Origin of the sequence: Lactiplantibacillus dongliensis (genome assembly GCF_005405105.1) — a bacterium.
Lineage (GTDB): Bacteria > Bacillota > Bacilli > Lactobacillales > Lactobacillaceae > Lactiplantibacillus > Lactiplantibacillus dongliensis.
The window spans coordinates 1-13,719 of sequence record NZ_BJDK01000015.1 but is presented as its reverse complement, the minus strand read 5'-3'; the positions used below and the strand labels follow the sequence as shown (position 1 = coordinate 13,719).

Annotated in this window: 12 protein-coding genes and 1 pseudogene; 10 read left to right on the top strand and 3 right to left on the bottom strand. The window is 43.7% G+C overall.

The window, feature by feature from the left end; genetic code table 11:
• Positions 1–2: 2 nt before the first annotated feature.
• The 10 genes from grpE to lepA all read left to right on the top strand — a co-directional run bounded on the left by grpE (position 3) and on the right by lepA (position 11,915).
• Positions 3–599, top strand: coding sequence for a nucleotide exchange factor GrpE (gene grpE, locus FFM80_RS06960; RefSeq protein WP_137640152.1), 597 nt, complete (start codon positions 3–5; stop codon positions 597–599).
• A gap of 38 nt (positions 600–637) precedes the next feature.
• The gene (gene dnaK, locus FFM80_RS06955) at positions 638–2,506 is read left to right on the top strand and encodes a molecular chaperone DnaK (RefSeq protein ID WP_137640151.1); all 1,869 of its coding nucleotides are present in this window, start codon (positions 638–640) and stop codon (positions 2,504–2,506) included.
• A 105-nt stretch (positions 2,507–2,611) separates the two neighbouring features.
• On the top strand, positions 2,612–3,760 hold the full coding sequence (gene dnaJ / locus FFM80_RS06950; RefSeq protein ID WP_137634009.1) for a molecular chaperone DnaJ: 1,149 nt from the start codon (positions 2,612–2,614) through the stop codon (positions 3,758–3,760).
• A gap of 501 nt (positions 3,761–4,261) precedes the next feature.
• A complete protein-coding gene (locus FFM80_RS06945) occupies positions 4,262–5,428 on the top strand; it encodes a serine hydrolase domain-containing protein (RefSeq protein ID WP_137640150.1) in 1,167 nt (388 codons plus the stop codon).
• Positions 5,429–5,463: 35 nt separating this feature from the next.
• Entirely contained in the window at positions 5,464–5,613 is a 150-nt protein-coding gene (locus FFM80_RS06940) for a teichoic acid D-Ala incorporation-associated protein DltX (protein ID WP_137634011.1), read from the top strand.
• A 45-nt stretch (positions 5,614–5,658) separates the two neighbouring features.
• Positions 5,659–7,185 carry a D-alanine--poly(phosphoribitol) ligase subunit DltA gene (dltA, locus tag FFM80_RS06935; RefSeq protein WP_137640149.1) on the top strand — a complete coding sequence of 509 codons (1,527 nt, stop codon included), beginning with the start codon at positions 5,659–5,661 and terminating at the stop codon, positions 7,183–7,185.
• On the top strand, positions 7,182–8,396 hold the full coding sequence (gene dltB, locus FFM80_RS06930; protein ID WP_137640148.1) for a D-alanyl-lipoteichoic acid biosynthesis protein DltB: 1,215 nt from the start codon (positions 7,182–7,184) through the stop codon (positions 8,394–8,396). The genes dltA and dltB overlap by 4 nt, the downstream gene beginning before the upstream one ends.
• A gap of 32 nt (positions 8,397–8,428) precedes the next feature.
• The gene (gene dltC / locus FFM80_RS06925) at positions 8,429–8,665 is read left to right on the top strand and encodes a D-alanine--poly(phosphoribitol) ligase subunit DltC (protein ID WP_379852641.1); all 237 of its coding nucleotides are present in this window, start codon (positions 8,429–8,431) and stop codon (positions 8,663–8,665) included.
• A complete protein-coding gene (gene dltD, locus FFM80_RS06920) occupies positions 8,662–9,939 on the top strand; it encodes a D-alanyl-lipoteichoic acid biosynthesis protein DltD (protein WP_137640147.1) in 1,278 nt (425 codons plus the stop codon). The genes dltC and dltD overlap by 4 nt, the downstream gene beginning before the upstream one ends.
• Positions 9,940–10,079: 140 nt before the next feature.
• The gene (gene lepA / locus FFM80_RS06915; protein WP_137640146.1) at positions 10,080–11,915 is read left to right on the top strand and encodes a translation elongation factor 4; all 1,836 of its coding nucleotides are present in this window, start codon (positions 10,080–10,082) and stop codon (positions 11,913–11,915) included.
• Positions 11,916–12,319: 404 nt separating this feature from the next.
• Here the strand turns inward: lepA and FFM80_RS06910 are convergent, their stop codons facing one another.
• The 3 genes and pseudogenes from FFM80_RS06910 to FFM80_RS06900 form a co-directional block, all read right to left on the bottom strand.
• Positions 12,320–12,928, bottom strand: coding sequence for a DUF805 domain-containing protein (locus FFM80_RS06910; protein WP_137640199.1), 609 nt, complete (start codon positions 12,926–12,928; stop codon positions 12,320–12,322).
• Positions 12,929–13,142: 214 nt separating this feature from the next.
• Positions 13,143–13,385 carry a hypothetical protein gene (locus tag FFM80_RS06905; RefSeq protein ID WP_137640145.1) on the bottom strand — a complete coding sequence of 81 codons (243 nt, stop codon included), beginning with the start codon at positions 13,383–13,385 and terminating at the stop codon, positions 13,143–13,145.
• A gap of 24 nt (positions 13,386–13,409) precedes the next feature.
• Positions 13,410–13,640, bottom strand: a pseudogene (locus FFM80_RS06900) (DNA/RNA non-specific endonuclease); the annotation flags it as partial.
• Positions 13,641–13,719: the final 79 nt, after the last annotated feature.

The following is a 13,719-nucleotide window of genomic DNA, read 5'->3' as shown; positions in this document are numbered from 1 at the left end:
CATTGGCAAAAGAATCAACTAGCGCAACGGATGAACAAACGACCAGCACGGCTAGCCAAGCGGCCACTAAAACCGCGGCACAACCAGCTGATAGTCAAACTGATACTGCGGCTAAAGATCAAGCGAAAGCGAAGGTCGATCCCCGTGATCAACAAATCGCGGATTTGAAACAACAATTGGATCAAAAAGATGATCAAATGTTGCGGGCCCAAGCCGAAGTTGTCAATATGCAGAATCGGTTTAAGAAAGAACAAGCCAGCACCATCAAGTATGATGGTCAAGCATTGGCAAAAGATGTTTTACCAGTGCTGGATAATCTTGAACGTGCTTTGGCAACGCAAGCGGACGATGCAGCTGCTCAGCAGTTGAAGAAGGGTGTTGAAATGGTTTATGGCCATTTACAAGATGCCTTGAAGAAGCATGCGATTACCGAAGTACCAGCTGCTGGTGAAAAATTCGATCCGAATATTCACCAAGCGGTTCAAACTGTTCCAGCATCGGATGAACATCCTGCTGATACGGTAGTCCAAGTCTTACAAAAGGGCTACTTGTTCAAAGATCGGACCCTGCGACCAGCAATGGTTGTTGTGGCACAATAATTAAACTAAAAACTAATTAAAAAGAGGTTTATTAATTTATGGCAAGTAATAAAATTATCGGGATTGACCTCGGGACGACTAACTCAGCCGTAGCGGTTCTCGAAGGCAGCGAACCAAAGATTATCACGACTCCTGAAGGCGGTCGGACTGTTCCTTCAGTAGTTGCATTTAAAGACGGCGAAACCCAAGTCGGTGAAGTCGCTAAACGTCAAGCAATTACTAACCCTAATACGGTTGCTTCAATCAAGCGTCACATGGGTGAAGCTGGTTATAAAGTTAACATTGAAGGCAAGGATTACACGCCACAACAAATTTCAGCGATGATTTTACAATACATCAAGGGGTTTGCGGAAGACTACTTAGGTGACAAGGTTGAAAAAGCCGTTGTAACTGTTCCAGCTTACTTTAACGATGCCCAACGTCAAGCTACTAAAGATGCTGGTAAGATCGCTGGCTTGAACATCGAACGGATTATCAACGAACCAACGGCCGCTGCTTTGGCTTACGGTTTGGATAAAACCGATAAAGATGAAAAAATCTTAGTCTATGACCTTGGTGGTGGGACCTTTGATGTTTCCATCTTGGAATTAGGCGATGGGGTCTTTGAAGTCTTATCAACTAATGGTGATACGCACTTAGGTGGGGATGACTTTGACCAAAAGATTATCGATTGGTTAGTTGACAGCTTTAAGGCTGATAACGGCGTTGACTTGTCACAAGACAAGATGGCCTTACAACGGTTAAAGGATGCGGCTGAAAAGGCTAAGAAGGACCTTTCAGGTGTTTCTGAAGCCCAAATTAGTTTGCCATTTATCTCAGCTGGTGCTAGTGGTCCTTTACATTTGGAACAAACGTTAACCCGGGCTAAGTTCAATGAATTAACGGAAGACTTAGTTGAAAAGACGCGGATTCCAGTTCAAAACGCCTTGAAGGATGCTAACTTACAAGCTTCTGACTTGGATGTTGTGATCTTAAACGGTGGGTCAACTCGGATTCCAGCCGTTCAAGATGCAGTTGAAAAGTGGACGGGTAAGGAATCTAACCATTCGATTAACCCTGATGAAGCGGTTGCTTTAGGTGCTGCGGTTCAAGGTGGGGTTATCACTGGTGATGTTAAGGATGTCGTTTTACTTGATGTCACACCATTATCACTTGGGATTGAAACCATGGGTGGTGTCTTCACTAAGTTGATCGATCGGAATACGACGATTCCAACTAGCAAGTCACAAGTCTTCTCAACGGCGGCTGATAACCAACCAGCTGTTGACATTCATGTCTTGCAAGGTGAACGGCCAATGGCAGCGGACAACAAGACGTTGGGTCGTTTCCAATTAACAGATATTCCAGCTGCTCCACGTGGGGTTCCTCAAATCGAAGTTAAGTTCGATATTGATAAGAACGGGATCGTGAACGTTTCTGCTAAGGATATGGGCACGAACAAGGAACAAAAGATTACCATCAAGAGTTCATCGGGTCTTTCAGATGACGAAATTGATCAAATGGTCAAGGAAGCCAAAGAAAACGAAGATGCCGACAAGAAGCGTAAAGAAGAAGTTGACTTGAAGAATGAAGTTGACCAATTGATCTTTACGACTGACAAGACGCTCAAAGAACTTAAAGGTAAGGTTTCCGATGAAGAAGTCAAGAAGGCGCAAGATGCCCGTGATGCTTTGAAGAAAGCGCAAGATGACAACAACATCGATGATATGAAAGCCAAGAAAGATGATTTGAATAAGATCGTCCAAGACTTATCAGTTAAACTTTATCAACAAACCCAACAAGCTCAAGGCGACGCAAAGGGCGCGGCCGGTGCTGAAGGTGCTGCTGGTAAGGATGATGCTAAAGGCGATGACAACACCGTTGATGGCGACTTCGAAGACTTAGATAAAGATAAGGATAAGAAGTAAAACTGACCGGTTATCACAAAAAGCCAAGGCCGCGCGGCTTTGGCTTTTTGCGTCAGGATATGCTAGTATTAATGAGACTTTATTTAGGATCATTAGGAGGTTACAATGGCAGAACAAGATTTATATAAAGTTCTGGGTGTTGCTAAAGATGCCAGTCAGGATGAAATCAAAAAAGCTTATCGGAAGTTATCGAAGAAGTACCATCCCGATTTGAACCACGAACCGGGGGCTGAAGATAAGTTTAAAGCAGTCAATGAAGCTTATGAAACGTTAGGTGACTCGCAGAAGCGGGCCCAGTATGATCAATTCGGTTCAACCGGTGGCCAACAAGGTTTTGGTGGTGGTGCCGGGGGCTTCGGCGGTCAAGACTTTGGTGGTTTTGGCGGCGGTGGCGGCGGTTTCGAAGATATTTTCAGTTCGTTCTTTGGTGGTGCTGGCGGCGGTCGTCGGCAACCAAACCCAACGGCCCCACAACAAGGGCGGGACTTACAATATGAGATGTCTTTGAAGTTTGAAGATGCCATTTTTGGTAAAAAGACTAATATCACTTATAACCGTGAAGAACAATGTGAAACTTGTGGTGGTTCTGGTGCTAAGCCAGGGACTTCTCCAGTTACTTGTTCGAAGTGTCATGGGAGTGGGTATATCCAAGTTCAAACGAATACCCCACTTGGTCGCATGATGAGTCAACAAGTTTGTGATGTTTGTCATGGCTCTGGGAAAGAAATTAAAGACAAATGTGCCACTTGTGGTGGTTCTGGTCATACGGAACAAAGTCATTCAATCAAGGTAACTGTGCCGGCCGGTGTTGAAGAAGGCCAACAAATGCGGTTACAAAACCAAGGGGAAGCCGGCGCTAACGGTGGCCCTTATGGGGACTTGTTCATTATCTTCCGGGTTGAACCAAGTGATGAATTTGAACGTGACGGCGCGACGATTTACTTCAAGCTGCCGATTGACTTTGTGCAAGCGGCCTTGGGTGATGAAGTACGGGTTAAGACCGTTCATGGCGATGTTAAGATGAAGATTCCGGCGGGAACGCAAACTGGGACGACTTTCCGTTTACGCGGTAAAGGCGCACCACGGTTGCGTGGTAATGGGACTGGTGATGAACAAGTCACGGTTGCCATTCAAACGCCAACCAAGCTTAACAAGGGCCAAAAAGAAGCGTTGAAGACCTTTGCCAAGGCTAGCGGTAAGACGGTTGCTGGTAATGGTAAGAGTTCCTTGTTCGACAAATTACGTGGTGTTTAAACGCGATTAACTAAAAAGAGCCAACCAACTGAGTCGTTATCAGTTGGTTGGCTCTTTTTTAGTTGTCACCTTTTTCTGAGAAAATCTCAGTTAGTCTTCAGCAAACCTAACTTTCTGCAAAGCCAGACCTTTGTTAGGCTAGTCATAAGCTCCTGATGATGCTTTGGTTTATTAACTGAACTTGCTGGCTACCGGTTTTTCGTCAATCGGTTTCGATATAGTATAAAACTAATAATCGGGGTGCTAGTATTAATTAAGGAGGTGAACCATAGCAACAGTTTGAGTGGGGGCTCATAAACGGTTATGTTACAGAACCGTTACAAAATGTTTCTTTCAGAAAACGGAAAGGCAACAAATAAGTCTTTTCAGGTGTACTTGGACATTCTGTTTTTATTGCTTGTTAGACTGGTTGATGAATCAAAGTTGTCATTGCAAGTTGAATGGCGACGGTCAATTGGAATAGGTTCGTAATAAGTTAACTAATGGGGGAGTTAATGGCTTGTGAAACGATTTAAACTATTCATTTATTTATTTATTGGGCTACTGATTGTGGGTGGTTTTGGTTATTACGTGCATTCCGCTGATCACTCCGTTCGCGTCCAACGTAAAGCTGCAAAGCAAACTAAGAAAAAAAAGATTGCAACCAAAAAGAAAAAGGTTAAGAAGCGGGTTAGTCGGGAACACTTTACGACTGGCAAAACGGCTAATCATCAAATTACCGATATTTTGAAAATGACTGACTTTGTGGGTACCGCGTTAGTGGTGAAACATAATCAAGTGATTTATCAAAAAGGGTTCGGTTACGCTGATGAAGCGACCAGCCAGCAAAATGGTCCGGCGTCAACCTATCAGATCTTATCGATTCAAAAGTCGTTAACGGCTGTCTGTGTGATGCAGTTAGTACAAGCAGGCAAGCTGAATCTGAATGACACGCTGGCAAAGTATTATCCGGGCATCGCTGGTGCCAAACAAATCACGTTACGCCGGATGCTGGATATGGATTCGGGGCTGACTTTTACAGGTGGCTCACCGGAAAAACTAGCTGAAGCTCGGGTCATTGATTATGCGGTTCAAAACTTGAACAGCGATCCGGCTAAGATTGGTCAGTGGAATTATCAACCGGTCAATTACGTTTTATTGGCCGGAATCATTCGGCAAAAGACCGGGCAATCTTATCAGCATTACTTTACGCAACACATTATTAAAAAGCTTAATTTGACTCACACCGGTTTTGTAAAAGCTGGTCAAGGTCCAAATGGGACAAAGTCATACAAGTACAGTGGGTCGCAAACAACCGCGACTTATGCGACCCGGTCCCATGAAACAAAAGCCCAAATGGCCAATGAGTTAGGTACCGGTCAAATTTATATGAGTACTGGGGATCTTTATAAAGCTGAAAGTGCGATTCTAAAGGGTAAGTTAATCACACCGCAAAACGTGTCGATTCTACATACGGCCGCAACAAGCAGCACGTATGGGGGCGGCGTGTATAACTTTGGTAACGGGATTCGGTCCCATGGGATTGGCTATGGTTATGAATCAGCAATCATGCTGACTAACGATGGTCAAAACGGGGTTGTCTTGTTAACTAACTATTATCGCCCAGCCGTGACCATTCAAACCGCGACCGAGAAGCTGTTTAATGAATTGATCAACGGTAATCTTTAAGCCATTTTGGCGGTTTATTTTGAGGAGGTGAAGCGATGTTCGCAAAATTGAAAGTCTGGTTTAAACGCCCAGTGGTCCAATTTACAGCGTTAACAATTTTCTACTTTGCGGTCATGCTTGCCCTGGTTTATCTATATGGCTACAGTGGGATTAACCAGGCTAAGTTTATCTACAATGAATTTTAATGGGGCGGTTGAATTAGCCTTAGTTTATTTTTGGGGGAAATCAATATGATTAAAAACATCATTAAAACGATTGACGATTATGCGCGGACACAACCCGAGCGGATCGTTTACGATGTCCAAGGGACCACGCATACGTATGCGGAATTAAAAGCCTATTCGGATGCATTGGCAGCCCACTTGGACTCATTAGATTTACAACCACAGGCACCAATTATCGTGTTTGGGGGTCAAACTTTCGAGATGATTGCGACGTTCTTAGGGGTTGTTAAATCCGGTCGGGCCTATATTCCGATCGATACACATTCACCAAACGAGCGGTTAACCATGATTAATGACATTGCCAAACCAGCCGCAGTGATTGCGGTCGTTGATTTGCCAACTGGTGTCGGGACGACCCCGGTAATTACCCCGGATCAATTAGGCCAAATCTTTGCAACGCCAGTTGATTATCAACCCACGCATGCGGTTAGTGGCGATGATGATTACTACATTATCTTTACTTCGGGAACCACTGGAAAGCCTAAAGGGGTTGAAATCAGCCATGATAACTTATTAAGTTATGTGAACTGGATGTTGAGTGATGACTTTGGCTTGCCTGATCAACCCAATGCCTTATCACAACCACCATACTCGTTTGATTTATCAGTCATGGATGTTTACCCAACTTTAGCATTAGGCGGGACCCTCTATGCATTACCAAAGACGGTGACCGATGACTTCAAGCAGTTGTTCGCAGCGTTACCAACGTTGCCAATCAACGTCTGGGTCTCAACGCCATCCTTTATGGATATCTGTTTGTTGGAACCGAAGTTTGACGCTGAACATTTGCCAAGCTTATCGCATTTCTTGTTCTGTGGCGAAGAATTAACGCACAAGACAGCAGCCATGTTGAAAAAACGGTTCCCAGCTGCGCGGATCTTTAACACTTATGGGCCAACTGAGACTTGTGTCGCAGTGACCCAAGTGGAATTGACTGATGCGGCGTTAGCCAAATTCGACCGCTTGCCAATTGGTTATGCCAAGGCTGATACCAGTATGACGGTGGTTGACGAAAATGGCGAACCGGTACCAAATGGCACGGAAGGCGAACTGATTATCAGTGGCCCAAGTGTTTCGAAGGGGTACTTGCATAATCCAGAAAAGACTGAAAAAGCGTTCTTCATGTTGGACGGTCAACGGGCTTATCATTCTGGTGATATTGGGACGATGGATGCGGACGGGTTATTCCGTTACCGTGGCCGCGTTGATTTCCAGATCAAGATGCATGGTTATCGGATTGAATTAGAAGAAGTTGACCATTTCTTAGGCCAACAACAACACATTAAACAAGCAGTTGCCGTACCAAAGTATGATAAGCAGCATAAGGTTAGTCAAATGATTGCCTACGTGGTGCCAAAGCCGAATGACTTTGAAAGCGACTTTGCGTTGACGACTGCGATTAAGAAAGACTTGCAAGGAATGATGATGGAATACATGATTCCGCAACGCTTTGTCTATCAAACAAGCTTGCCATTAACGCCGAACGGCAAAATTGATGTCAAGTCAATCATTAAAGAGGTCAATCCCGAATGATGTCTTTTGACCCATATGGTAACCCGACATACTTTATCTTATTGTTTGTCGCGCTGTTGCCATTAATGATCGGTTTACTGTATGGACGCCGGTCACATATTTATGAATCAGTGATCTCATTTGTGTTCTTGATGCTAACGTTCGGCGGTATTAAGTGGCACACCGGGATCGCCCTAATCATTTATTTGATTTATCAAATCACCTTGGTTTGGTTATATTCGCGTTATCGGCAGCGTCCCGATACGCCGAATAAGGGCTGGATTTTCGTGGTCAGCGTTATTTTAGCCATTATTCCATTAGCTGTGGTTAAGATTACGCCGGCCGTGCATCATGGCGCTAGTTCGATTATCGGGTTCTTAGGAATTTCCTACTTGACCTTTAAAGTCGTGCAAACGATTATGGAAACGCGTGATGGAACCATCAAAGAATTCCATCCGATCTTGTTTGGACAGTTCTTACTGTTCTTCCCGACTATTTCTTCGGGGCCAATTGATCGTTATCGCCGGTTCATTAAAGATTATGACAGTGTTCCGACGCGGACTAAGTATTTAGAATTAGTTGAAAAGGGTGTTCGTTACATCTTCCTCGGCTTTTTCTACAAATTCATTTTAGCGTATATCTTTGGGACTGTGATGTTACCAACGGTGGAACACGCCGCATTGCAAGCACATGGGCTCTCTTGGGCACTGTTAGGTGTCATGTATACGTATAGTATGGATCTGTTCTTTGACTTTGCTGGTTATAGTTTATTCGCCGTTGGGGTTAGTTACCTGATGGGGATTGAGACGCCAATGAACTTTAATCAACCGTTCAAGTCTAAGAACATCAAGGACTTCTGGAATCGTTGGCATATGACGCTGTCGTTTTGGTTCCGTGACTTTATCTACATGCGGTTAGTCTTCTTCATGATGAAGCATAAAGTCTTCAAGAGCCGGATCACGACTGCGAATGTCTGTTATGTGATTAACATGTTGATCATGGGGTTCTGGCATGGTGAGACATGGTACTACATTGCTTATGGGCTATTCCATGGGTTAGCGATGGTGGTCAACGATGCTTGGCTGCGTTACAAGAAGAAGCACCAAGCTCAGATTCCACATAACAAATTTACTGAAGGGTTTGCGATCTTTCTAACGTTTAACGTGGTTTGTTTAAGTTTCTTATTATTCTCAGGATTCTTAGACACGATGTTTTTCGCTGCTAGACCATAAAAAAATAATGATTAATAAGGGGAGTAATTACAATGAATGAAACACAAAGTACAGTTTTATCAATTTTACAAGATTTAACAGGTGAAGATGTTTCTAGCAACATGGATACTAACTTGTTTGACGAAGGTATCTTAGATTCAATGGGGTCAGTTCAATTATTACTTGAATTACAAAATCAACTTGGGATTGAAGTGCCGGTTTCCGAATTCGAACGGTCAGAATGGGATACACCGGCTAAAATCGTTGCAAAGGTTGAGAGCATGCAATGAGAGTTTCCAAGCGCCTTTTTAAGATTTTTGGCCCGATTCTCGTGGCTGCAATCTTATTATTGGCCGTGCTGCTTTCACCATTCTCGTTTGGATTAAATCACGTTTCAAAAACCACGGAAGAAACGGCGGCGGTATCATTATCACCCAACGTTTTAAAGGGTCGGTTGGTTAAGCGGCAAGCGCTTAGTGACAACTATGTCCCATTCTTCGGTTCTTCGGAATGGTCACGATTTGATCCGATGCATCCATCCGTTTTGGCAGCGAAGTATCACCGCAATTATCGACCATTTTTACTGGGCGCGCGGGGAACACAATCGTTGACTCAATATTTCGCGATGCAATCGGTTAAAAAGCAGTTAACGAATAAGAAAGCAGTCTTCGTGATTTCTCCCCAATGGTTTGTACCAAAAGGGACGCGGACCGATGCCTTTGGTTACTACTATTCACCGTTACAGACGACCGACTGGTTACAGACGGAAAAGAATACTGCGATGGATCGCTATGCTGCAAAACGGCTCTTACAAATGCCATCAGGGTCTTCTGATAAAGTCTTAGCTGGGGCGTTAGCGCGGGTTGCCGCGGGCTTTAAGCCAACCAGTGCCCAACGTGCTTATATTAATTACAAAGCGCGGGTACTTGGAAGTGAAGACGAGTTCTTCTCTAAGTTTGGGATTGCTGGTAAGAACTTAAAGACGGTTAAACACCAAGAAACGTTCTTGCCAACGACGTATAATTACAATGCTTTAGATGAACTCGGCGGTAAGATTGGTAAGGAACAGACCACGTCGAATGATTTGGAAATTAGTAACAAGTTCTGGCGGACACAACTCCGGCGTAACTACAAACGGTTAAAGGATTCACAAACTCATTTGAATTACACCAAGTCACCAGAATTTGCGGATTTCCAATTAGTCTTAAATCAATTTGCTAAGAACAATACGAATGTGATGTTTATCATTCCGCCGATCAACCAACGTTGGGCTAACTATACTGGCCTCTCAATGGAAATGATCAAGCAGTTTGATACGAAGATTCGTTATCAGCTCGAGAGCCAAGGGTTCACAAATATTTGTGATCTGAGTCAAAATGGTGATGAAGATTACTTTATGACTGATACGATTCACCTTGGTTGGCGTGGCTGGTTAGCGGTTGATCAAAAAGTCGATCCGTTCTTAAGTAAAAAGCAGACCACCCCAACGTATAAGATTAATACGCAATTTTATACGAAGAAGTGGCAGCAGTTAGATCCAAATGATCTGAATGAATTCAAATAAGCGTATGATTGAGAGCATTGTCACTAAGTTGATTAGTTGGCAATGCTCTTTTTGGCGCCGACTGGTGGAAAAATTGAGATTGTCGGCTTTAGTTGGTATAATTGTCTGGACTAGGAATTAGTAAGAAAGTAGGAAAATAAATGGATAAAGCGACAATGCAAGATCGACAAAAACATATCCGGAATTTTTCAATCGTCGCCCACATTGACCATGGTAAGTCAACGTTGGCTGATCGGATTCTTGAATTGACGGACACGATTTCAAAGCGCGAAATGCAAGACCAAGTGCTGGACTCAATGGACTTGGAACGTGAACGCGGGATTACCATTAAGCTCAATGCGGTTGAATTGCATTATCAGGCCAAAGATGGCGAAACGTATATCTTCCATTTGATCGATACCCCAGGACACGTGGATTTCACTTATGAGGTCTCACGGAGTCTCGCGGCCTGTGAAGGGGCCGTCTTGGTTGTGGATGCTGCCCAAGGGGTCGAAGCGCAAACGTTGGCTAACGTCTATTTAGCCATTGATGACGACTTAGAAATTGTACCGGTTATCAATAAGATTGATTTACCATCGGCTGAGCCTGAAAAAGTTCGCCAAGAAATTGAAGATGATATTGGCATTGAAGCTGATGATGCGGTCTTAGCATCAGCGAAAGCCGGGATTGGGATTGAAGAACTGCTGGAACAAATCGTGCATAAGATTCCCGCACCAACTGGTGATATCGAGGCACCGTTAAAAGCATTGGTTTTTGATTCAATCTATGATGACTACCGTGGCGTGGTGTTAAGCGTCCGAATTCACGAAGGCATTGTGCGGCCAGGTGATCGGATTCGCTTGATGAACAGTGGTAGCGAATACGATGTGACTGAAGTCGGGGTTAACTCACCGAAGCCAATTGCTCGTGATTATTTGATGGCCGGCGACGTTGGTTATATTACGGCTAGCATTAAGGATATTCAAGATACCCGTGTCGGGGATACCGTCACGAATGCGGCGCGTCCTGCTGAAAAAGCGTTAGCCGGTTACCGGGAAATGAATCCGATGGTCTATGCTGGGATCTATCCAACTGATAATGCGAAGTTTACGGATCTGCGAGAAGCACTAGAAAAGTTGAAGTTAAACGATGCGGCCTTGGAATTCGAGGCTGAATCATCACAGGCGTTAGGCTTTGGGTTCCGTTGTGGGTTCTTAGGCCTATTGCATATGGATGTTATTCAGGAACGACTCGAACGGGAGTTTAATCTTGAATTGATTACCACGGCGCCATCCGTTACTTATCACGTGCTGATGACCGATGGAACCGAAAAAGATGTTGAAAATCCGGCTGAGATGCCTGAAGCATCGTCAATTAAAGAAATTCATGAACCGTATGTTAAAGCCCAGATTATGGTGCCTAACGATTATGTCGGTGCCGTGATGGAATTGGCCCAACGTAAACGGGGGCAATTTGACACGATGGATTATTTAGATAGTAATCGGGTCAACGTGATTTATCATATTCCGTTATCAGAAATCATTTTTGATTTCTTTGATAAATTGAAGTCGAACACCCGCGGCTACGCTTCATTGGATTACGAAATTGATGGTTATCGGGCTAGCGATTTAGTGAAGATTGATATTTTGTTGAACGGGGATAAAGTCGATGCCTTGAGCTTCATTGCGCATCGTGACTTTGCTGCTGCGCGTGGTCGTGAGATTGCTTCGAAGTTGAAGAACATTATTCCACGACAAAACTTTGAAATTCCAGTTCAAGCGACGATTGGTGCGAAAGTTATTGCCCGGACCAATATCAAGGCTTATCGTAAGGATGTCACGGCCCATCTCTATGGTGGTGACCGTACTCGTCGGATGAAACTGTTAGAGAAACAAAAGGTTGGTAAGAAACGGATGAAGGCGGTCGGCCGGGTCGAAATCCCGCAGGAAGCGTTCATGGCTGTTTTGAAAACTGACGAAGAAGAAAAGCCGTCGTAAAGGGGTTCCGCGTGAGCGGAGCTCTTTTATTTTGGCGATTTGTCTACCTTAAAGCTGAGAAGTAACCAAAATGGACAGCTGTTTGCTATTTTAACCATTTGAGTATCATGTGAAGACCTGTAGCGTAAACTTTATGATGGTGGTTTTTATGTAGAAGAAGAAATACCGCTAATGGATGGAACTTATGATTACAAAGATTATCTGATTACTGCAGCGTCTATTGTCAAAATAAGGTATCGGGTACCATATTGACCAGATTATTTTTAAGGTATTTCATTTATTGGCTATAACAAGCTGTTGAAGCAGCAGTGAATGTAGCTAAGGCATTTAATATAAAACTGAAGTTGTCAGCTGGCAAAAAAATCACGAATCGCTAATTAAGCCGATTCGTGATTTTTGATTTTTTAATCGATATAGCGATTATTAAATTGACGGGAAGGCTGACAGAGCATAATCAATACCGCGATGCTGCCAACAAATGGTACAAAGTTGATCAACCAAAAAGCACCGCTATAACCGATATCATGAAAACGACGAAATTGGGCGGTGAAACCAGCAATCGTGATGAATAACCAGTAAATGGCCAGGATGATTAGGAGCAAGGCATCGAAACCGGTTAAGTCATCCATAGTTCCAAGAGTGGCAGTCAAGACACTGACATAAACAGTGCCAATCACAATGGCAATCAGGGCGATACCTAGTGATGCCCACCAGTAGTCCGCGCGGCCCATCCGTTTATGAAGGTTAAAAGCATCTTTAAAGTATAAGCCAGTCGAGCTGATGAGGTTCGGTGGGGTGCTTTCATTGTAAGGGACATCGTGAAAGACTTGTTGCGTATTGGTTGTTGCGTTTGCTTGCTCAAACTCATTAGTATTGGCTTGCTGTTCAAGATGAGTATTAGTTGCCGATGAATCAGCCGCGGTTACTGGTGGTTGTGCGGCGCCACAGTTTGGACAGAATTTGGCGTCTACAGTTAATTCTTGCCCACAGTTAGTACAAAATTTGGTTTCCATTTAGGTCACTCCAAAGTCAGTTAAAAGTTTAGTGCGGATTGTCTTAAATTAATCTTACCATATGCTTAACTAAGTTGGTGGTGAAATAATAATGGCGAAAGATAATGTACGCGTCAATTAGGTCAATAGTAGTTAGTTGTTGGTAACAAGATCAAGTTAAAACCCGATACTATTAAAAAAGTCGCCAGTAAATTTAATTGCTGGCGACTTTTAATTAACCTAGTTTGCAACGTTTATAGCCATGATGCTTAGCCCAAATTAACTTTACGTGACGTTTACGTTTAGCGCGATTTAAGCCGCGACAGGACTTGCGGTAGTGATACTTTTTACCATGGTTTGGTGCAATCCAGACGTAAGTTGTTCGTGCTTGAACTGGTTGTGGTGGCAAGCCGGCAAGACCACCACCTAGGGTAACCATGATTGTAATTGTAGCCGTCAAGCGTTTTAAGGTATGCATAATAGGTGTCTCCTTTAATGGTGGTTACTTAGCGACTTGGCTCCGACCAGTAGCATAGTTTAATTTCATGCCGCTCTGAGTATTAGGCAAATAGACGTTAAACTTGATCTTTTTAGAACCAACTGATTGACCTTGCATTTTAACGCCGCGAGCCAATAGTTCGTGCTTTTTAAACACTGGCTTCACTTGATACCGGACATAATGCTTCGGACTAGCTTTTAAATAACTAGCGACTTTGTTTTCATACTTAGTCATGCTGTCGAACGGCAAGTTATACCAACGATATATCAGCAAAAAACATCATCTAATTCCAGCAGCGAGCTTCTGCCTGCCG